Below are 20,251 nucleotides of genomic sequence, written 5' to 3' on the forward strand. Positions count from 1 at the left end.
CAGCAACCCAGTGCCTGAAGCGCCTTGCGATCGAGCAATTCTTCCTCCTGACCTCCTTAAAGTCAGGCGTCAGGTTACGCAATCGCTCTCAAACCCTCCACGATTTTCCGCGATGAACCAAACAAAAAGCCCCGCAAGTCATTGATTTTGCGGGGCTTTTTTGATGTCTCTGGCGGAGAGAGGGGGATTCGAACCCCCGATAGGCGATTAACCTATACACGCTTTCCAGGCGTGCGACTTAAACCACTCATCCATCTCTCCGGAAGACCGAGAGTATAGCAAACTCTGGTGACAGCCCGCCACTCCCTTCCGTGATCGTCAAAAATCCGTCGTCATCGACAGCCACACCGAGCGCGGATCGCCCTGCGTCAAGTATCCGCCGGTTGTCGACGACCAGTACGACTTGTTCGTGACATTGCGCACTCATGTGCTCGTGAACGGCGAGCGTTGCGGCCTCACTGTTTCCGGCTATGTGCTGCTTCGCCGGTTCGAGTCGCCGGCCGCCTATCCGCTAGTCATCGCCTACGACTACCCGTTCGAGAAGGCCGTCACGTTCACGCTCGTGTCGAAGGACCCGTTGAAGCAACTCGCACGGCACACGGTCGGCTCGATGTACGCGTCGTGCTATCTGGACGACATGACGTGGGCCGACGACCGTCATTTCAGCGCGACAGCTCGTCGACATCGACGGGCGACGGGATTTCACGATTCGTGACCGATCGGTACCGTTCGTGTTACCGCGGCTCGGGATGAATCGCGTACAGGGTCGGTAATGTGCGATCGGCGCTTGCGAGTGCGTTGCCCGAGCGTGTGCGCCGTCTGAAACCAGACAAAACGGGCGGTTTCATTTCTCTTTCGCATTGGTCGGACATGTAAGTTTTGATGTGTCCGAATCCTGCACGACCAACGTGCACGGCGGCAGGAACGGCGACGGTCGGCCATTGTGCTCACCCGGCACATTACAAAATGAATGGAAATTGAAAGAATTCCTTCCCTTGACGCAAGGCGCTCGAGCCATTTATTGTCCGTCTGCCGCCCGTGAGAGAGCACGGCGGCAATCGCGGATGCGCGCCTTGCGCGCATGACAACACGCAGCAAAAAGCAGAAAAGGAAACGTGGTAGCCACATGAAGCCGCTATTCGACGACAAGAACGCCAATGCGGTCAGCGATCGTCCTTCCACCCCGTCTTCGTCTCCCGTCGTCATGCCTGCCGCCGCTGTTGCCGTGCCGGCGGCACGCCCGGCGGAGAACGTTCGCCTGATCACCGTCGACGAGATCGACCAGCTCGGTGCGACGCAGGGCACGCGGATCGCTGCCTTCTCCCAGCAGATTCTCGCGAGCGTCCGCGCGTCGGATGCCGACCAGTTCGGCGACAAGCTCAACGAACTGATCGCGACCGCGAAGGGGCTCGATCCGCGCGGCGCCGACAAGGGCGGGCTGCTCACACAGGTCACGCGGCTGTTCCGTTCGACCAAGGAGAAGCTGCTGTCGCAATACGAGTCGGTGAGCAAGCGGATGGACACGCTCGTCGTCGAGCTCGAGAACCATGCGCAGCGCCAGAAGGCCGGCATCGACGAGCTCGAGCGGATGTACAACGACAACTACGCGCTGCACCAGGAGCTGGCGCAGTCGAAAGCGCACGGCGAAGCCGCGCTCGCGACGCTGCGCGCGCATCTCGCGGCCGGCCAGCAGCCGCTGGACGACGCGTTCGCCGCGCAACGCCTGCTCGACGTGAAGCGCAAGGTCGACGCGCTCGAAAGCAAGCTCGACGACCTCGACCGCGCGATGCTGATGTCGAAGCAGCTCGCGCCGCAGATCCGGATGGAGCAGGACCAGAAACGCACGCTGACGTCGAAGTTCATGACGATCAAGACCGTGCTGATCCCCGCGTGGACCAATGCGTTCGCGCTCTACCTCGAGCAGCTCAGCACGAAGCGCGCGGCAGCGCTCGCGAACGCGACGTACGACGCGGCCGACGAGGCGATCCGCGCGCAGGCCGACCTGAACCGCCAGAACGCGCAGGAAGTCGCGAAGCTCGGCCAGCGTCCGGTGATCTCGACCGACACGTTTGAATACGCGCAGCAGCAGCTGTTCGGCGCATTCGACGACATCACGCAGATCATCGCCGACGGCAAGCGCCAGCGCGAGCAGGACGCGCCGCGCCTGCGCCAGCTCGAACAGGACCTGATCACCCGATTCGCTCCGAAGCACAACTGAAAGAACCGAGAGAACTCCGCATGATTACGCTTGAGAAACGCGCGGCGAAGGTCGCGATCGTCCTCGAAAAACGCCAGATCCTGAAGCCGCCCGTCGTGCGCGTCGGCGCGGCGCTCGACATCTCCGGCTCCGCGAAGCCGCTGTACCAGTCGGGCGTGATTCAGGACACGCACGACCGGATCCTCGGCATCGCACTGAAGTTCGACGACAACGGCGAAGTCGACACGTGGACCTTCACCGAAGGCTACGACCGCCTGCCGACCGCGACGCCGGACAACTACGGTTCATACATCTCCGATCACGTGCTCAACGCGCGGATCGACAAGTGGGGCGGCACGCAGTACGCGCCGGTGATGAACGACATCGTCGACTTCTTCTTTCGCGCGCCGGAGCCGTCGCCGAAACGCGAAGAAAAGCGAGGCTTCCTGAGCCGGCTGTTCGGCGGTGCGGACGAGACGCCCGCGCCGGCCGCTTCCGCGCCGGTGAACGGCCATCTGCCCGCGTGGGTGTTGTTCGTCACCGACGGCCAGAACCCGAAGAACGATCGCAAGCGCGTGCGCCAGCTGCTGGCCGAGTCGCAGCACTACCCGCTGTACTGGTCGCTCGTCGGCGTCGGCGATCCGAGCGAATTCGGCTTCCTCGCGGAAGTCGCGGACGAGATGCCGAACGTCGGCTTCCTGCATCTCGAATCGCTCGACGTCAGCGACGAACAGATCTACGAACAGCTGATCACGCAGGAATTCTGCGACTGGGTGCGCGCGAAGTAAGCGCGGCCCGCACGCCTTTTATCCGGAACTCGATTACCCCCCTATCATGTTGAAAGACTTCAAGATCCCGTTGTCGCTCACGGTGCTCGCACTCGTCGCGGCCTATCTCCTCGGCGGCGTGAAGGACATGCTGATCGTCGCGGTCCTGTCCGTGCTGGAAATCTCGCTGTCGCTCGACAACGCGGTCGTCAATGCATCGGTGCTCAAGAACTGGTCGGAGAAGTGGCGCAACCGCTTCATGGTGTTCGGCCTGCCGGTCGCCGTGTTCGGCATGCGGCTCGTGTTCCCGCTGCTGATCGTTGCCGTGATCGGCCACATCGGAATGTGGGACGCGCTGAAGCTCGCGATTGAGTCGCCGGAGCAGTACGCGGCGATCCTCACGTCCGCGCATCACCAGGTATCCGCATTCGGCGGCGCATTCCTGCTGATGGTGTTCTTCAAGTTCATGCTCGACACCGAGAAGGACGAGCACTGGATCGGCTTCCTGGAAGGCCCGATGAGCCACCTCGGCCGCATCACGGCGCTGGAAGTGGCGCTGACGCTCGCGATCATCATCATTGCGTCGCTCTACGTGCCGGCGGTCGAGCAGGTGGGCTTCCTGCTCGCGGGCGCGTTCGGCGTGATCAGCTTCGTGATCGCGCACGGCATCGGCGACCTCATCGGTGGCGAGGAGACGGGCACGCGCGTGGTGCGCGAAGGCGTCGCGGGTTTCATGTATCTCGAAGTGCTCGATTCGTCGTTCAGCTTCGACGGCGTGATCGGCGCATTCGCGCTGTCGAACAACATCTTCCTGATCGCGCTGGGCCTCGGCGTCGGCGCGGCCTACATCCGGGAGATGACGCTCGTGCTGCTGAAGAAGGGCACGCTCGCGCAGTATCGCTTTCTCGAGCACGGCGCCTTCTGGGCGATCGGTGCGCTCGCAACGATCATGTTCCTCGGCGTGAAGTTCGAGGTGCCCGAGGTCGTCACCGGCCTGATCGGCGCGGCGATGATCGCCGCGGCCGTGTGGTCGTCGATCGTCGTGCAACGCAGGGAAAACCGGACGGCCGTGGCGGGCGAGTAATCACGCGCGACGCGCGGGTCGAACACCATCAACGAGGGGCCGCGCAGGGCGGCCCGGCATTGCCGCCGGCGCAACGGCGGTTCCAGCAGAAGAGGTTCAAATGATCAATTTGTCGAAAGGCGGTCGCGTCAACCTGTCGAAGGAAGCGCCCGGCACGCAGAAGTTCCGCATCGGTCTCGGCTGGGACGCGAACGCGACGGACACGGGTACGGACTTCGATCTCGACGTGTCGGTGTTCCTGTGCAAGTACGACGCGCAGAGCAACCCGAAGCTGATCTCGGATCAGCACTTCGTGTTCTACAACAGCGAAGTGCGCACGATGGAGCGCAAAGACACCTTTATCCAGCCGGGCGACGATTTCCCGAAGCGCGGGATGCCCGCGTCGAAGTGCCTGGGTGTCGTGCATAGCGGTGACAACCGCACGGGCAGCGGCGACGGCGACGATGAGGTGATCTTCATCGACGTGACGAAGCTCGCGGCCGACGTCGAGGAAATCTCGGTGGTCGTGACGATCGACCAGGCCGAAGCGCGTCGCCAGAATTTCGGCCAGGTGCGCAACAGCTACATCCAGATCGCCGACGAAGTGTCGGGCGCGGTGATCGCGAAGTACGCGCTCGAGGAAGATTTCTCGATGGAGACGTCGGTGCAGGTCGGCAGCTTCTATCGCCGCGACGGCCACTTCATGTTCAAGGCGGTTGGCGCCGGCTACAACCGGGGCCTGGGCGACTTCGTGCGCGCGTACGGCGGCGCGGTCTGACTGGCGGCAGCCCGGCGGGCGGGATACCGCCGCGCCGGGCGGGAAGCAGCGATGACGAATCCGTCAGACGAGCCGAAGCGGCTCGAGTTCGATACGACGCCCGAGCGCACGCCCGGGCGTCTTGCGTTCGACGCGCCGCCCGCGTCCGCGGCGCCGGTTGCGCGCGGGCCCGAGCGGCCGGCGCCGCAGGCGCTCGACTTCGGGCCCACGCCCGCGTCCGATAAAGCCGTGCGCACGGCACCGGCCGAGGCGGTCGGCCGGGCGGTGTTCGGCGAGTCGAACCATCCGCAGCTCGAAGCGTGCTTCCGCGCCGCGCAGGCCCGCTTCCCGAATCTCTACCCCGACTACGCGCCGCGCATCGAGCGGCACATCCGGCAACTGGTGCCGCTCAAGCTCGCGACGGTCGCGACGATCGGCGACGGCGCGCTGGAGACGGCGGGCAACCTCGTCGAAGCCGTCGCGGCAACGACGCGCGAATTCAATGAACTCGGCGCGGCCGACATGATGGCCGGCATGCTCGCGCAGGCGACACGCAAGGCCGGCATGTTCGAACGCTGGTTCGGCGCGGCGACGGGCCATGTCGACTACCGTGCGGCGATCGGGGCGCTCAAGCAGTCGCTCGGCTTTTTCCCGCGCCGTACCGAGGAGCTTGCCGCGAAGGTTCGCCACGCGGAAGAAAACCTCGTGGTCGTGCTCGCGGCGCTGAGCGCGGTGTCGGATGTCGTGCGCGCGCCGGACGATGCGGGTGTCGAGCGCACGCTGTTCGACCGCCGCAACATCGTCGGGCAGGCGGTGCAGCAGATCCGCATGCAACCCGCGCAATTGCGCGGGCTCGACGAGCGCGTGACCGATCTGCTGTCGCGCGCCGATCACCTGATGAACGTCGTGCTGCCGGCGGCATTGGCGGCGCGGCCGCAGCGCTGAGGGAACGGCGCGAAGGGTACGAACGCGTGCGCCGTGGCGGCGCGCGCGTTCGCTGCGCAGGCCGCGCTGCGTCGCGTCATTTCACGTGCACCGGCGCGAGTCTGCTATCTTCCCGGGCATCTCATCGCTTTCCCGCCGATTCTCCATGACTGACCGCATCGTTGCCGCATTCGATTTCGACGGCACCATCACGACGACCGACAGCTTTCGCCATTTCGTCCGCTATGCGGTCGGCACGCCGCGCTTCGCGTGGGCCGGATTGCGCGCACTGCCGTGGATCGTCGCGATGAAGGCCGGCCTGATGTCGCGCGGCGACGCGAAGGCGAAGTTCGCGTCGTTCGCGTTCGGGCCGGTGCGCGAAGACGCGCTCGATGCGCAGGCGCGCACCTTCGTCGACAGCTATCTGCCGAGCCTCGTGCGTCCGGAAATGCTCGAGCGCATCCGCGAGCATCGGGCCCGTGGGCACGAAGTCGTGCTGGTGAGCGCGTCGCCGTCGCTGTATCTGGAGAAGTGGGCGAAGACGGCCGGCTTCGATGCGGTGCTCGCGACGCGGCTCGCGTTCGAGCGCGGCACCTTCACCGGGCGGCTCGACGGCGAAAACTGCTGGGGGCCGCAGAAGGTCGTGCGGCTGCGCGGGTGGTGGGGCAACCGGCCGCCGAAACAGCTGTTCGCGTATGGCGACAGCCGTGGCGACAAGGAAATGGCCGAGCTCGCGAACTGGTCGTGGATCCGCGGGCAAGGGCCGATGCCGCCGATCGGTGGTTGAGGTGGCGCGTTATGCGTCGGCCCGAGCCTGGCGCGTATCACGCGCCGGGCGATAACCGCCCCAGCGATTCGCCCGCGCGAACGTGCCGGTATCGTTGAAGCGCACGCCGACTTCACGCAGCGCCGCATGCGCGGTGCGCGCGGTCAGCTGGCGGATGTAGAACGGGTCGCGCACCACGAAGTGATGAATCGCGTGCGTGCTGCCGAAGTTGAAGCAGAACAGCTGGAGCGGCAGCATCCACCACGGGTTGAGCACCTGCGTCTGCTGGATCACGTTGCGCGAATCGATGTCGCCGAAGTAATGCATGTTCGAGCTGACGAAGTTGATGCAGAAGCTGCGCACGAAGTTCGGCCCGAGCCACACCACGGCCAGGAAATCGACGACGCGCATCACGCGCTCGACGACGGCCGGCACCGTCACCGGGTAGCCGAACGCATGCAGCGCGAACAGGCCGACGTGATAGACGATGAACGCATGCCACAGCACGTAATACACGTGACCGACCGGCATGTAAGACGATACTTGCTCGACGCGCAACTGCAGGCGCTCGGACGGATCCTGTACCGGCTGCGCGGCCACGTACTGCTTCACCTTGCGGCGCATCGCGGCCGGCCGCAGCACGACGGCGAGCATGCCGTCCGCGATCATCAGCAGGCGCTTCACGCCCCAGCGCTCGCCGTTCGTGATGCCGAATTCCTCGAGATCCGATTCGCCGCCCGATACCTTGTGGTGATGCAGGTGCATGCGCCGCCGCGTCCACGGGTTGATCGTGCCGGGCCGCGTGAGCCAGCACAGCGCCATCATCAGGTGATAGGCCCACGGCGTCTTCTTGAAGTACATCAGGTGGATCAGGTCGTGCTCGAGCTCGTGGATCAGCGACGTGACGAACGCGGCGAGCGGCAGCGCGACGTACCACGCGATCGCGCCGCGCGCATACAGCCACGCGATCGCGAGCATCGCGGCGACCGAGACGGCCATCACGGTCGCGCCGACGAGGTTCTGGTTGTCGAGCAGCGGAAAGCGTGCGCGGATCGCGTCGCTCGCGGCGTTGACCTCGCGGCGGACGTACGCGACCTTGTCCGCGTCGTTGCGAAAGGCGGTTCGTGCGGGTTGGCTCATCGACCGGGATTCCTGCGGAAAGAGTGGGGCGCAATGCCGATGTGACAAGCATAGGCGTGCACCGGAGCACACGCGAGGGCCGCGGGTGCCAATGGTGGTGTCATTTCGGGCCACGATGGCCGGCCGGCGCGGCTAGAGTCTCGCCCCGGTGTCATTGCGGGCCAGCGACGCTACAATCCGCCGAAACCGCTCCGGAGTCCGCCGCATGGTCCTGTCCGTCCCGGATGCCGCCCGCCAGCTGAACAAGGCGACGGTGTCGTCCGCGTATGCGCTGTTCATGCTGATGCTGGCGGAGGAGCGCGGCATCGACGGCAGCCGCGTTCTCGCCGGCTCGGGCGTCGAGCGCGAGCGGCTCGCGCAGCCCGATGCGCGCATCACGCCGCTGCAGCAGGCGGCGATCGTGTTCAACCTGCTCGACGCGACGGACGACCCGTCGATCGCGATCGAGATCGGCCTGCGCAGCAGCCTGACGAAAGCGGGACTGATCGGCTTCGGGCTGATGAGCTGCGCGACGCTCGGCGAGGCGATCTCGCTTGGCATCCGCTATCTGCCGACACGCGTGCCGTTCTTTTCGGTGCGGCTCACGCAGCTCGACGGGACCGTCGACATCGACGTGTTCGAAGCGTTTCCGCTCGGCCGGCTGCGGCAGTTCGCGGTCGAGAACTTCCTGGTCGAGACGGCGATCCTGTTCAATTCGCTGCTGTATCCGGTGCCGGGTCGCACGCTGCAGTCGCGTGCCGAACTCCATTTCGAATGGCCCGAACCGCCGTGGTTCGAGCGTTATCGTGGGCGGCTGCCGCGCTGCCATTTCGACGCGAGCGCGAACCGCATCCGCTGCGACGCCGCGCTGCTCGACGAACCGATCGGCACCGCGAACGCGCACACCGCGCAGATGATCGTGCAGCAGTGCGAGGCCGAACTCGCGCGGCTCGGCTATGCGGAAAGCATCGTCGAGCGCGTGCGCAACCTGCTGATCTGCGGCGAGGGCGGCTATCCATCGGTCGACGACGTCGCACGCGAACTGCACGTATCGGCGCGTACGCTCAAGCGCAAGCTCGCCGAGTACGGCGCGACTTATTCGGCACTGCTCGACGAGATCCGGCTGCGCGACGCGCTGCGGCTGCTTGAGGGGACGCGGCTGCCGGTCGACGAGATCGCCGCGCGGGTCGGCTATACGGATCGCGCTAACTTCACGCGTGCGTTCAAGCGCTGGACGGGCGTCGCGCCGAGCGAGCGGCGCTGAACGCGGGCAAGCGCGCGCCTGCGTGGCGGGCCTGCCGAGTCATGCTCCGCGTGTCACGGCTTCAGATGATCGCGACCCAGTTCGCACCGTGCCCGCCCGGCACGCGCGCGTGCGGCGACAGCGCACCGTCGTCCGGCGCGATCGCATACACCGACACGTATTCCGACTGTTCACCGCAGGCGACGAGCCAGCGCCCCGACGGGTCGATTGCGAACCCGCGCGGCTGCGTCTCGGTGGTCGTCGCGTGTGCGGGCTCGAACGTTCCGTCTTCGGTGCGGCGATAGCAGAGCAGGCGGCTCGACGTGCGTTCGCTGACGTAGGCGAAACGCTCGTCGGGCGTCAGGTGCAGGTCGGCGGCCCAGACGGACGGCTCGGCGGGCGCGGGCGGCCGAGCGTGGCCTTGCGCGAGTTCGGCGACGGCCGGATGGCGTGCGCTCACGCGTGCATCGCCCAGCCGGCCGGTGTCGGGGTCGCGCGCGAACGTCGCGAGCGTGGCCTGGAATTCGCTGACGACGACGAGCTTGCGGCCGTCTTCCGCAAATTGCAGGTGACGCGGGCCGAACCCGGCCGGCACGCGCGTTTCGCCGTGTTCGAGTGCGCGCAGGCCGGCCGCGTCTTCGACGAGCGCGAAGCTGAACACGCGATCCGAGCCGAGTGAGCTGACATAGGCGAAACGATCGTCCGCCGACACGATCACCGAATGTGCGTTCGCGATGCCGCCCGCGACCTGCAGCGGCGTGCCGTCGCCGTCGCGCACGCGCGCGGCGTCGTAGAGGCTCAGCGAATTTCCGCCGTACGACGCGCCGAGCAGCCAGCGGCCGCTGCGGTCGAGCGACAGATAGGCGTGGCTGGCGTCGATCGCGGTCGCACCGATGCGCACGAGCGCGCCGGTGGCCGGCACGATGCGGAACGCGACGATCGTCGGCTGTTCGCCGCGCGTCGCGACGTACAGCCCCGCACGGTCGGCCTGCACGGCGATCGGCATTGCAACGTCGGCCGCCGGGTAGCGGGCGAGCGGCGCGAGCGTGCCGTCGGTCGTGAGGGAGAACGTGGCGAGGTCGCCGTCGGCGGCATTCGAGACGACGACGGTCAGGCGGTCAGTGTTCGGCATGGCGGAGCATCGAAGCGTTCGTGAAGGAGTCGTCGGCCGGCAGGCCGCGCGGCGGGTCGCTGCGCCGGTGGGTGCGCGCGAACAGCGCGGCGACCGCGGCGACGAGCGAAGCGATCGCGAGCGCATACAGTCCGCCCGTGATCGAACCCGTATGTTGCTTCAGGTAGCCGAAAGCCGTCGGCGCGACGAAGCCGCCGAGGTTGCCGACCGAGTTGATCAGCGCGATCACGGCCGCGGCCACGCGCGTGTCGAGATAACCCTGCGGGATCGGCCAGAACAGCGACGCCGCGGCCTTGAAGCCGAGCGCGGCGAAGCAGATCGACGCGAACGACCAGACCGGCTCGTGCGACGTCGACGCGAACAGCCCGCATGCGGCGAGCACGAGCGCGACCGCGAGCCAGCGCTGCGGATGCTTCCACTTCGACGACAGCACCGCGAAGCCGTACATCGCGCCGATCGCGATCATCCACGGAATCGTGTTGTACAGGCCGACCTGGAAATCGGTGAGCCCGCCCATCTTGCGGATGATCGTCGGCAGCCAGAACGTGGCAGCGTAGATCGTCAGCTGGATCGAGAAATACAGGAAGCAAAACAGCATGATCTGCGGATCGCGCAGCAGCGCGGTGGCGCGCACCGGCACGTTCGAGCGGACGTCGCGCGTCGCGCGCTCCTCGTCGAGCGCGTTCTGCAGCGCCGTGCGTTCCTCGGCCGTGAGCCACGTCGCGTCGCGGATATGCGATTTCAGCAGCAGCCAGCTCGCGCCGCACAGTGCGACCGAGAACAGCCCTTCGATCAGGAACATCCATTGCCAGCCTTCGAGGCCGAAGCCGCGGATCGACAACAACGCACCGGTGACTGGCCCGGACAGCACCGACGCGAACGCGGAGCCGCCGAGGAAGATCGCCATCGCCTTGCCGCGCTCCTGCGGCGGCAGCCATTGCGACAGGTACAGCACGACGCCGGGGAAGAAACCGGCCTCGGCCGCGCCGAGCAGGAAGCGCAGCGCGTAGAACGACGTGTCGTTCCACACGAACGCCATCGCGGCCGCGACGATGCCCCACGTCGCCATGATCCGGGCAAGCCATACGCGTGCGCCGTAGCGCTGCATCAGCAGGTTCGACGGCACCTCGAACAGCGCGTAGCCGACGAAGAACAGCCCGGCGCCGAGGCCGTACGCGGCCGCGCCGATGCCGATCGATGCCTCGAGGTGGCGATCGACGAAGCCGACGTTCACGCGGTCGATGTAGTTCGCGATGAACATGATCAGCACGAGCGGCAGCACGTGCCACTTCACTTTCGAGACGGCGGACGCGAGCGGATCGGGTCCGGGCAAAGCGGGCGAGGGCGGGTTCAAGCGTGTCTCCGGTCGGGCGGCGGCGGACGGGGCGGTTGCTCGCTTCTGCGTCCGGGTGGTGGTCTATGTAGTATGTCGTCGTATAACATGGTACGCCTGAGTTCGGAGGAAGGCGTCGCGGGTTTACCCGGTAATTGCCTATATATTGGGGAATTTCTTGAGATGCGTCGGTTGTTCATTCATGTCTGATGACGTATGACATGAAATGAAATGAGAGTTCGCCGGTCACTGGATACCCGATCGCTACCCGCGCGCGGGGGGTATCGACCGGGCGCCCGTTTGGCGACTGCCGTCGCGGCCGCTACGTCATCGACTCGACGCTGTCGAGCAGCGTCGTCACGAGCATGGCCTGCCGCGTCGCGCCCGTTTTCGCGAAGATGCCGCGCAGGTGCGCGTGGGCCGTGTTCTTTGTGATGCCGGTCGCGGCGGCCGCCTCGTCGAGCGTCAGCCCGTCAACGCGTCGCAGCGCGATTTCGATTTCCATCGGCGTGAGCCGGAACAACCGGTGCAATAAGTCACGCGATGTCTGCGGAGACGCCGGCGGATCGCGGACGAACACCGCGACGGCCGGCCGGTGCTGGCGGTCCTCCCCGCCGCGTTAGGGCGCGAGCGGGCGCAGCAGCACGCTCAACGGCATCGCGCCGCCGGGGCGCGGCAGCGTCCTGGCTTCGATGCGTGCGAGCGGGCCCGAGCGGAAATGCTCGAGCGCGGCCTGCAACGCCTTCTGCAGCCGGCGCTCGTCGAGCGGGCACGACCCATGGAGCCGCTCCTGGCGCACGCACAGCCCGTCCGGCTGCTCGATCAACCGCTCGGCAATGCGGTTGCGCTTGATCACGTGGCCGTCCTCGTCGACGATTGCGGTTGCGGCAAAATACCTGGCACGCGAATTCGGCGTGCACGGCATTCGCGCGAACAGCATCCACATGGGGCGATGTGGGGCGTGCCGACCCAGACGTATTTCCGGCAGGCAGCCGCCGAGTCCGGCATGACGGAGGAGCAGATCATCGCGCCGATCGCGTCGAACCTCGCGCTCGCGAAGCTGCCGATCGACGACGATTGCGCGAGGGCCGCGCGGTTCCTTGTGTCGGACTACGCGAACGCGGTGACGGGCGCGACGCTCGGCGCGAACGGCGGCGATTTCATGCGTTGACGATGGAGCAATGGATCATGCAGGACAATCAACACGCGCGGCATTTCTTCGCGTTCAATGGCGATGCGGACGGCCTGTGCGCGCTTCAGCAACTGCGGCTCGCGGAGGGCGAGCACGGCACGCTCGTGACCGGCGTGAAGCGCGACATCAAACTGCTCGAGCGGATCGACGCGCGCGCGGGCGACAGCGTCACCGTGCTCGACGTGTCGCACGACCAGAATCGCGACGCGTGCGCGCGGCTGCTGCGCGATGGCGTGACGGTCCGCTATTTCGACCATCACTTCGCGGGCGAACTGCCCGACGATGCGCGTTTCGACGCGCATATCGATACGACGGCCGACGTCTGCACGAGCGCGATCGTGAACCGTTATCTCGGCGGCCGGCACGCGCGCTGGGCGATCGTCGCGGCGTTCGGCGACGAGTTGCCGGCGCTCGGCAATGCGCTCGCGCGCGAGCACGGGCTGGGCGACGCCGAGCGCGACACGCTCGCCGAGCTCGGGCTCTACCTGAACTACAACGCGTACGGCGAGTGTGTCGGCGATCTGCATTTCGACCCGGCCGCGCTCGCCGACGCGATGCTGCCTTGCATCGACCCGCTCGATTTCGTGCGCGAGACGGCCGTGTTCGCCGCGTTGCGCGACGGCTACCGCGACGACATGGCGCGCGCGTGCGCACTTGTGCCGCTGCGCGAAGTGCCCGGCGCGACGCTGGTCCGGATGCCTGATCATCCATGGGCGCGGCGCGCGACCGGCATGCTCGCGAACGAGCGGATGCGCAACGCGCCGCATGCGGCGCTCGCGGTGCTGTCTCCGCGCGCGGACGGCGGCCTCGTCGTGAGCGTGCGCGTGCCGGACGGTCGGCCGCTCGGTGCCGACGAGTTCTGTCGCGGCTTTCCGACCGGCGGTGGGCGCAAGCGCGCGGGCGGCATCAACCATCTGCCGGAAACCGAGTTCGACGCGTTCGCCGAGCGATTCGAGGCGGCGTTCCGGCTCGATTGACGCAGCGGCCGGCTGCGATGACGCGCACGCCGTGCCGCCATCGCACGGCGTGCGCATCGTGGCCGGATCAACCGGTCGCGTCCGCGAGCGCGGCCCGCGCGTTGCGACCGTAGCAGCGCGCCTCGACACGCTCGGCGATGCGCGAACCCCGTGCGGTGCGCACGAACTGGTCGACGTACCGCAAGCCCGAGACACATCACCTGCGTGCCGCCGTCCGGCAGCGCGACCTCCATCGGATTGAAGCAGATCGTGCGGCGGCGTGCGGTATTGCTGCCGTCAGGTCGGATCGACAGGTTGCCGACCATGTGCCGGTATTGCGGAAGCGGCGGCAGCACGGTGCGCAGCCATGCCTTCACCTCCAGATAGCGGCCGGCGATGCCGCCCATCGCGCGATAGTCGATCGCGGCATCGGGTGTGAACACCGCGTCGTGCTCGTCGAACATCGACACCTCGCAGCGCAGCCGCGACAATACGCGTCTCTTTCCGCTTTCGTCATCGAGGTGCCCGTGCCCGCCAAGTCGTCCATTGCTCCCGCGATCGTCTGGTTCCGCGACGATCTGCGCGTGACCGACCAGCCCGCGCTGACGCGCGCGGTGGCGTCGGGCCGGCCGCTCGTGTGCGTATTCGTCGACGACACGGGCGCCGGCGCCGGGCGGGCGCTCGGCGGCGCGGCGCGCTGGTGGCTGCACGGGTCGCTGGCCGGGCTCGACGCGGCGCTGGTGCGTCATGGCGGACGCCTGCTGCTGTTGCGCGGCGACGCGCCGCGCGAGATCGAGCGCATCGTGCACGACACGGGCGCGGAAGCCGTGTACTGGAACCGCCGCTATGCGCAGCCGCAGCGCGACGCCGACGCGGCGCTGAAGGCGTCGCTCAAGGCGCGCGGCGTCACGGTCGAGAGCAGCAACGGCAGCCTGCTGAACGAGCCGTGGGAGGTGCTGACGGGCAGCGGCGGGCCGTACCAGGTGTTCACCGCGTACTGGCGCGCGGCGCGCCGCGACCGCACGGTCGCCGCGCCGTTGCCGGCGCCCGAGCGGATCGCGTTTCATCCGTGGCCGAAAGCCGTGCGTGACCGCGCGCTGGCGCTGGACGCGCTGGCTTTGCGTCCGCCGGTGCCGGATTGGGCCGGCGGCCTGCGTGATGCGTGGCCCGCGCCCGACGAAGCCGGGGCGCACGCCCGACTCGACGCATTCCTGACGACATCGCTCGCCGGGTATGCGGATGCGCGCGACCTTCCCGACCGTCCCGCGACGAGCCGGCTTTCGCCGTTCCTGCGCTTTGGCAACGTGTCGCCGCGACAGGTGTGGCACGCGGTGCAGGGCGCCGCGAGTGCAGGCGGCGCGGCGGTCGCCGCGGACGCTGACAAATTCCTGAGCGAGCTCGGCTGGCGCGAGTTCAGCTACACGCTCCTGTACCACTTCCCGGCGCTCGCGACCGACAATTTCCGCGCGCAGTTCGACGCGATGCCGTGGCGCGACGATTCCACCGCGCTGCACGCATGGCAGCGCGGGCTGACCGGCTATCCGCTCGTCGATGCAGGCCTGCGCGAACTGTGGACGACCGGCTGGATGCACAACCGCGTGCGGATGGTCGTCGCGTCGTTCCTGATCAAGCATCTGCTGATCGACTGGCGTGCGGGCGAAGCGTGGTTCTGGGACACGCTGGTCGATGCCGATCCCGCGAACAACGCGGCGAGCTGGCAGTGGGTGGCCGGTTGCGGCGCCGACGCCGCGCCGTATTTCCGCATCTTCAATCCGGTCGCGCAGGGGCAGAAGTTCGATCCCGACGGCGCGTACGTACGGCGCTGGGTGCCCGAACTCGCCGGCGTCGACAATGCATCGATCCATGCGCCGTGGGAAGCCTCGCCGCTGGAACTCGACGCGGCCGGCGTGCGGCTCGGCGTCGACTATCCGGAACCGCTCGTCGAGCATGCGGCCGCGCGTGCCCGTGCGCTCGATGCGCTGGCAGCGTTGCCGAAGCGCCGCTGACCTTCTGCTGCGGGTTGCTGCATCAATTGCAGAACGCGACGTGTTCGAGCAGCGCGTACGCGACGCCAGAACCGAAATAGGCCGCGCCGCACCACGCGACGAAGGCGAGCGCGACGGCGGCCAGTGCCGTGCGGATCATGCCCATGCCGCATTGCCCGATGCCGGACGCGCGACGCGCGCGTCGTCGATCGGCAGGTGCAGCAACGCCGCGAGCACGCCGAGCGCGATCGAGCCGATCCACAGCGGCATGTACGAGTGTGTCGCGTCGTACACGAGCGCACCCAGCCAGACGCCGAAGAAGCTGCCGAGCTGATGCCCGAAGAACACGAAGCCGAACAGCGTCGCGATGTAGCGCACGCCGAACACCTGCGAGATCACGCCGTTCGTCAGCGGCACGGTGCCGAGCCACGTGAACCCCATGACGGCTGCGAACACATAGACGCTCGCGGGCGACAGCGGCGCGGCGACGAATACCGCCATCGTGAGCGCCCGCACGAGGTACAGCGCCGACAGCACGTACTTGCGCCGCAGCAGCCCGCCGAGATGGCCGCACGCATAGGTGCCGGCCACGTTGGTCAGCGCGATCAGCGCGAGCGCGACGCTCGCGTGGCGTGCCGCCAGGCCGTGGTCGAGCAGGTAGGCGGGAAGATGCGTCGCGATGAACGCGAGCTGAAAGCCGCACGCGAAGAAGCCCGCGTTCAGCAGCCAGAAGCCGCGATGCGCGAACGCCTCGCGCACGGCTTCGCCGATCGACTGGTCGGGGCCGGCGGTGGCGCCGGCAGCCTGCGGCCGGTCGCGCAGCAGCACGGCGAGCGGCGCGAGCAGCACCGCGACGAGCGCCAGCGCGAGGAACGCATGCCGCCAGCCGATGCCGCCGATCAGCTCCTGCGCGACGGGCACCATGCAGAACTGGCCGAGCCCGCCGATCGCGCCGGCGACGCCAAGCGCCCAGCCGCGCCGGTCGGGCGGAAACAGGCGGCTCAGCGCGCCATAGATCGACGCGAACGCCGAGCCCGACAGTGCGATGCCGATCACGAGCCCCGCGCCGATCGTGAACATGCCGGTCGATGCCGCATGGGCCATCGTGACGAGCCCTGCCGCGTACAGCAGCATCCCGGCGACGATCACGCGCAGCGAGCCGAAGCGATCGGCGACCATCCCCGTGAACGGCTGCGCGACGCCCCAGATCAGGTTCTGCAGCGCCAGTGCGAGGCCGAATGCTTCGCGCGACCAGCCGTGGTCGAGCGACACCGGCGCGAGGAACAGGCCCTGCACGTGGCGGATGCCGAGCGCGGCGCCCATGATCAGGCCGCCAGCCAGGACGGGCAGCCAGCGGCGGCGGACTTCCTGTTCGATCGGGGTCATGCGTGTCTCCGGATGAAGGCGCGGCAAAGCGGCCGCGCTCGATCCGATTAGACGATCGGGCCCGTCGTCGCTCAAGCAATCATTCGGTCAGGTTGGCATGCGTGCAGGGAATGCGATGCGGGGCGTGCCGGGTGAGGCGGGAGCGCTCTGAAACGGTCGGGCTTGTTCGCAAAGACCGCGCCGGCTTACGCCGACGCAATATCGTGCGCACGCATCGCGGCATCGCATTCGGCCGCTTCGGCGAGCATCCAGTCGCGGACGTCGGCCACTTCGCGGCGCGGGGCCGGATCGTGCTGGAACAGCCAGTAGCCGTACGCATCCGACAGTGCCTGCGTGTGCGGCCCGAGCACCGCGAGCCGCCCGTCCGCGAGCATCGGCGCGACGAGCGCGAGCCGGCCGAGTGCGACGCCCTGGCCCGCGATCGCGGCCTGGATCACCTGGTCGTACTGGTTGAAGCGCAGCACGCCTTTCGGGCGCGCGTCGCCGAGCCCGGCCGCGTGCAGGTGCGCGCGCCACTGCAATTGCGGCTGCGGCGGCCCGTCGAATTCGAGCAGCACGTGGTCGGCGATCGCGGCTGCGTTCGTGACGGGCCGCGCGGCGAGCGCCGGATGCGCGACCGGCACGACGATCTCGTCGAACAGGCGCAGTGCGCCGGCCGGCGCGCGGTCGCGCGGACAATAGCGGATCCCGAGGTCGATGCCTTCGGTGCGCAAATCGAGTACCTTGTCGTTCGCGGCGACGCGCAGGTCGATCTCGGGCAGGCGCGCCTGCAGCCGCCCGAGCCGCGGCAGCAGCCACAGTGCGGTGACGCCGATGCTCGCGGTGATCGTGACCGGCTGGCGCTCGCGCGCGGCGGCGAGCGACGCGACGGTGTCCTGCAGGCCGTGCAGTGCCGCATCCGCGACGCGAAACAGCCGCTCGCCTTCCGGAGTGAACGCGATCTTCCGGTAGCCGCGCTGCAGCAGCGCGACGCCGAGATGCGCTTCGAGCGCGTGCACCTGCCGGCTGACCGCCGATTGCGTGACGCACAGGTCCTGCGCGGCGAGCGTGATGCTCATGCGGCGACCGACGGCGACGAAACCGCGGACGAGGTCGAGAGATGGGAGACGGACGAGCGGCGTTGACATGCGCGTGACTCATGCGAACGGAGCAGCAAGATTGGTTGAGAACGCGGGGCGCGTCAAGTTCAATGGAGGCAGGCGTGGGGGGCTCGTCGGTTGACGTCCCGGCCGGGCTGCGAAGCATGGGGGCCGAGTAAGCGCTGAAGCGCTAACTGCGGTCGACCGCCGTGGGGGTGGAGTAAGCGCTGAAGCGCTAACTTCACTCAGCCACGCCATGGAACCGCAGTAAGCGCTAAAGCGCTAACTTCGGTCGACCGCCGTGGGGGTGGAGTAAGCGCTGAAGCGCTAACTCCACCCAACCACGCCATGGGACCGCAGTAAGCGCTTAAGCGCTAACTGCGGTCGACAGGAGACAAGATGACGATTTCGAACGAAGGCAGCGAGACGACACAGGACACCCGCGCGGCGGACGCATTGCCACCCGAGCCGGTGACGCTGCGCGCGGCCGACGGCTACGAATTGCGCGGCCATGTGTGGCGCCATCGCGGCGGCAGCGTCGCGCGGCCCGTCACGGTCATCAATTGTGCGACTTCGGTGCGTTGCGACTACTACTTTCGTTTTGCAGCCTGGCTGTTCGCACAGGGACGCGACGTGCTCGCCTACGACTATCGCGGCATCGGCGGGTCGCGCCCGGCGCGGCTCGCGAAGCTGCGCGCGAACTGGCTCGACTGGGGGCGGCTCGATTGCGAAGCCGCGCTGCAATACGCACGTGACGCGTTTGCCGGCCAGCCGATCGACGTCGTCGCGCACAGCATCGGCGGGTTCGCGCTCGGGCTCGCCGCATCGAACGCTCACGTGCGACATGCGGTAACGGTCGGTGCGCAGTATGCGTACTGGCGCGATTACTTGCCGGCCGAACGGCGGCGCATGTGGTGGAAGTGGCACGTCGCGATGCCGGTGCTCGCGGCCGCGTTCGGCTATGTGCCCGCGAAGCGGCTCGGCTGGATGGAGGACACGCCGCGCGGCGTCGCGTTGTCGTGGGTACGCTCGCGGGCGCGCTTCGAGGAGGGCTATACGAGCGGCCCGCTCGCCGAACCCGCCGCGAGTCGCGCCGCGTTGCCCGCCCGCTTCGCACGGCTGTCGGCGCCGATGCTCGCGATCGGCCTCGACGACGACGGGTTCGGCACGGTCGAGGCGATCGAGCGGCTGGTCGGCTACTACACGGGCAGCGACGTCACGCATCTGCGGATCGCGCCGGCCGACATCGGCGCCGAAGCGATCGGCCATTTCGCGTTTTTCCACAGCCGCTTCACCGATACGCTGTGGCCGCTGGCGCTCTACTGGCTGCAACACGGCGTGCTGCCTGCCGATGCACCGGGCAACGTGCATGCGATTCACCCGGCATCGCGCGGGCGTGGGCATGGCAGCGGTGTGCCGGGCGTAGCCGCGAACGGGTGACAGACGGCGGCCGCGTCGCGCTGGCGCATGCCGGGAGGACAAACGTCAGCGCGGCGCACGGTGCCGGCACCGTTGACGCCGGCGGGTCGCAACGGCTCGCCGCACCGCGTGATCGATTAACATCGGACGTTTCGTTCCACAGGCCGCCGCATGTCGATGCCAGCCCCGCCCGATTTCGCTTCCCCGTCCGACACACCTCGCGCCTGGAGCGTGCACGAACTTGATGCGCCGCCTGCGGCGTCCCACGCCGGCGTGCGGATCGCACGTGTCGATTTCGACTGGCGCGTGCCGCTTGCGTCGCCCGCGTATGCGGCGCTCAGCGATGACGAGCGGGCGCGTGCCGCGCGCTTCATGCGGCATGAGGATGCAGTGCGCAGCGCCACGACCCGTGCCGCGCTGCGCGATGTGCTCGGCACGGCCCTCGGCATCGCGCCGCAGGCGGTGGCGATCGTCGTCGACGCATCGGGGCGGCCGTCGCTGGACGGCGTGCACCGTGCATTGCTCGACTTCAACGTGTCGCATGCGGGCGATCATGCGTTGCTTGCGTGGGCACCCGCGGGCCGCGTCGGCGTCGATATCGAGTGCTGCAATCGCGCGGCCGACTGGCGCGCGCTGACGCGCGAAGTCTGCGCGCCGGCCGAGGCCGCCTATCTCGACAGCCTGCCGGCGGCCGCGCGCGCCGGCGAATTCATGCGCGTCTGGAGTGCCAAAGAGGCGCTGCTCAAGGCGCTCGGCACGGGCATCGTCGGCGGGCTGAGCGCGTTCGCGGTCGTGCCGCCGCGCGATGTCGCGACCCCGGCGACGACGATCGTCGACCCGGCCGCGCCCGCCGCCGGTGTCGCGGCGTTTGAGGCGGCGTGGCTCGACGCGGCGCCCGGCTACGCCGCGTGCGTCGCGTGGACGCGTGCGTGA

Annotated in this window: 20 protein-coding genes, 1 tRNA gene and 2 pseudogenes; 13 read left to right on the top strand and 10 right to left on the bottom strand. The window is 67.9% G+C overall.

Features of this window, described 5'->3' with window-relative positions; translation table 11 throughout:
- Positions 1 to 170: 170 nt before the first annotated feature.
- Positions 171 to 261, bottom strand: a tRNA-Ser gene (locus LGN17_RS10235).
- A gap of 148 nt (positions 262 to 409) precedes the next feature.
- Here LGN17_RS10235 and LGN17_RS10240 point away from each other — a divergent pair.
- From LGN17_RS10240 to LGN17_RS10270, 7 genes are all read left to right on the top strand, one after another.
- Entirely contained in the window at positions 410 to 715 is a 306-nt protein-coding gene (locus tag LGN17_RS10240; protein WP_226196481.1) for a hypothetical protein, read from the top strand.
- A 411-nt stretch (positions 716 to 1,126) separates the two neighbouring features.
- Positions 1,127 to 2,218, top strand: a complete 1,092-nt coding sequence (locus LGN17_RS10245) for a toxic anion resistance protein (RefSeq protein ID WP_226196483.1) — start codon at positions 1,127 to 1,129, stop codon at positions 2,216 to 2,218.
- 20 nt (positions 2,219 to 2,238) lie between these two features.
- Positions 2,239 to 2,985: a VWA domain-containing protein gene (locus LGN17_RS10250; protein ID WP_226196495.1), complete on the top strand. Its 747-nt coding sequence runs from the start codon at positions 2,239 to 2,241 to the stop codon at positions 2,983 to 2,985.
- 46 nt (positions 2,986 to 3,031) lie between these two features.
- Positions 3,032 to 4,048: a DUF475 domain-containing protein gene (locus LGN17_RS10255; RefSeq protein ID WP_226196497.1), complete on the top strand. Its 1,017-nt coding sequence runs from the start codon at positions 3,032 to 3,034 to the stop codon at positions 4,046 to 4,048.
- Between the two features lie 100 nt (positions 4,049 to 4,148).
- Positions 4,149 to 4,805, top strand: a complete 657-nt coding sequence (locus tag LGN17_RS10260; protein WP_174941756.1) for a TerD family protein — start codon at positions 4,149 to 4,151, stop codon at positions 4,803 to 4,805.
- Positions 4,806 to 4,856: 51 nt separating this feature from the next.
- On the top strand, positions 4,857 to 5,729 hold the full coding sequence (locus LGN17_RS10265; protein ID WP_226196499.1) for a hypothetical protein: 873 nt from the start codon (positions 4,857 to 4,859) through the stop codon (positions 5,727 to 5,729).
- A gap of 145 nt (positions 5,730 to 5,874) precedes the next feature.
- Complete coding sequence (locus LGN17_RS10270) at positions 5,875 to 6,495, top strand: HAD family hydrolase (protein WP_226196502.1); 621 nt, start codon at positions 5,875 to 5,877, stop codon at positions 6,493 to 6,495.
- A 9-nt stretch (positions 6,496 to 6,504) separates the two neighbouring features.
- Here the strand turns inward: LGN17_RS10270 and LGN17_RS10275 are convergent, their stop codons facing one another.
- Complete coding sequence (locus LGN17_RS10275; RefSeq protein ID WP_226196504.1) at positions 6,505 to 7,614, bottom strand: fatty acid desaturase; 1,110 nt, start codon at positions 7,612 to 7,614, stop codon at positions 6,505 to 6,507.
- Positions 7,615 to 7,819: 205 nt separating this feature from the next.
- On the opposite strand from LGN17_RS10275, the gene LGN17_RS10280 reads away from it, so the two are divergent.
- Complete coding sequence (locus LGN17_RS10280) at positions 7,820 to 8,857, top strand: AraC family transcriptional regulator (protein WP_226196506.1); 1,038 nt, start codon at positions 7,820 to 7,822, stop codon at positions 8,855 to 8,857.
- 61 nt (positions 8,858 to 8,918) lie between these two features.
- Here the strand turns inward: LGN17_RS10280 and LGN17_RS10285 are convergent, their stop codons facing one another.
- From LGN17_RS10285 to LGN17_RS10300, 4 genes and pseudogenes are all read right to left on the bottom strand, one after another.
- Positions 8,919 to 9,968 carry a lactonase family protein gene (locus LGN17_RS10285; protein WP_226196509.1) on the bottom strand — a complete coding sequence of 350 codons (1,050 nt, stop codon included), beginning with the start codon at positions 9,966 to 9,968 and terminating at the stop codon, positions 8,919 to 8,921.
- Positions 9,955 to 11,322, bottom strand: a complete 1,368-nt coding sequence (locus tag LGN17_RS10290) for an MFS transporter (RefSeq protein WP_226196511.1) — start codon at positions 11,320 to 11,322, stop codon at positions 9,955 to 9,957. Before LGN17_RS10290 ends, LGN17_RS10285 begins: the two co-directional genes overlap by 14 nt.
- Before the next feature lie 301 nt (positions 11,323 to 11,623).
- Positions 11,624 to 11,908 (bottom strand): annotated as a pseudogene (locus LGN17_RS10295) (helix-turn-helix transcriptional regulator); the annotation flags it as partial.
- Positions 11,909 to 11,920: 12 nt separating this feature from the next.
- The gene (locus LGN17_RS10300; protein ID WP_226196516.1) at positions 11,921 to 12,157 is read right to left on the bottom strand and encodes a hypothetical protein; all 237 of its coding nucleotides are present in this window, start codon (positions 12,155 to 12,157) and stop codon (positions 11,921 to 11,923) included.
- A gap of 105 nt (positions 12,158 to 12,262) precedes the next feature.
- On the opposite strand from LGN17_RS10300, the gene LGN17_RS10305 reads away from it, so the two are divergent.
- Positions 12,263 to 12,472 (top strand): hypothetical protein, encoded by a 210-nt coding sequence (locus tag LGN17_RS10305; RefSeq protein WP_226196519.1) that lies wholly within the window; start codon positions 12,263 to 12,265, stop codon positions 12,470 to 12,472.
- Between the two features lie 17 nt (positions 12,473 to 12,489).
- The gene (locus LGN17_RS10310; protein WP_226196521.1) at positions 12,490 to 13,470 is read left to right on the top strand and encodes an acetyltransferase; all 981 of its coding nucleotides are present in this window, start codon (positions 12,490 to 12,492) and stop codon (positions 13,468 to 13,470) included.
- A 245-nt stretch (positions 13,471 to 13,715) separates the two neighbouring features.
- On the opposite strand, the pseudogene LGN17_RS36460 reads toward LGN17_RS10310, so the two are convergent.
- Positions 13,716 to 13,913, bottom strand: a pseudogene (locus LGN17_RS36460) (nuclear transport factor 2 family protein); the annotation flags it as partial.
- 63 nt (positions 13,914 to 13,976) lie between these two features.
- Between LGN17_RS36460 and LGN17_RS10320 the strand changes: the two are divergent.
- Positions 13,977 to 15,455: a cryptochrome/photolyase family protein gene (locus LGN17_RS10320; protein WP_226196524.1), complete on the top strand. Its 1,479-nt coding sequence runs from the start codon at positions 13,977 to 13,979 to the stop codon at positions 15,453 to 15,455.
- 22 nt (positions 15,456 to 15,477) lie between these two features.
- Here LGN17_RS10320 and LGN17_RS36465 read toward each other — a convergent pair whose 3' ends face one another.
- The 3 genes from LGN17_RS36465 to LGN17_RS10330 form a co-directional block, all read right to left on the bottom strand.
- On the bottom strand, positions 15,478 to 15,600 hold the full coding sequence (locus tag LGN17_RS36465; RefSeq protein WP_264165899.1) for a hypothetical protein: 123 nt from the start codon (positions 15,598 to 15,600) through the stop codon (positions 15,478 to 15,480).
- The gene (locus tag LGN17_RS10325; RefSeq protein WP_226196526.1) at positions 15,591 to 16,820 is read right to left on the bottom strand and encodes an MFS transporter; all 1,230 of its coding nucleotides are present in this window, start codon (positions 16,818 to 16,820) and stop codon (positions 15,591 to 15,593) included. The genes LGN17_RS36465 and LGN17_RS10325 overlap by 10 nt, the downstream gene beginning before the upstream one ends.
- A 185-nt stretch (positions 16,821 to 17,005) precedes the next feature.
- Positions 17,006 to 17,947: a LysR substrate-binding domain-containing protein gene (locus tag LGN17_RS10330; RefSeq protein WP_226196529.1), complete on the bottom strand. Its 942-nt coding sequence runs from the start codon at positions 17,945 to 17,947 to the stop codon at positions 17,006 to 17,008.
- Positions 17,948 to 18,298: 351 nt separating this feature from the next.
- On the opposite strand from LGN17_RS10330, the gene LGN17_RS10335 reads away from it, so the two are divergent.
- Both LGN17_RS10335 and LGN17_RS10340 read left to right on the top strand, forming a co-directional pair.
- Complete coding sequence (locus tag LGN17_RS10335) at positions 18,299 to 19,339, top strand: alpha/beta fold hydrolase (RefSeq protein WP_226196538.1); 1,041 nt, start codon at positions 18,299 to 18,301, stop codon at positions 19,337 to 19,339.
- Positions 19,340 to 19,495: 156 nt separating this feature from the next.
- Complete coding sequence (locus LGN17_RS10340) at positions 19,496 to 20,251, top strand: 4'-phosphopantetheinyl transferase family protein (RefSeq protein WP_226197145.1); 756 nt, start codon at positions 19,496 to 19,498, stop codon at positions 20,249 to 20,251.

Origin of the sequence: Burkholderia sp. AU30280 (assembly GCF_020420125.1) — a bacterium.
Classification (GTDB): Bacteria; Pseudomonadota; Gammaproteobacteria; order Burkholderiales; family Burkholderiaceae; genus Burkholderia.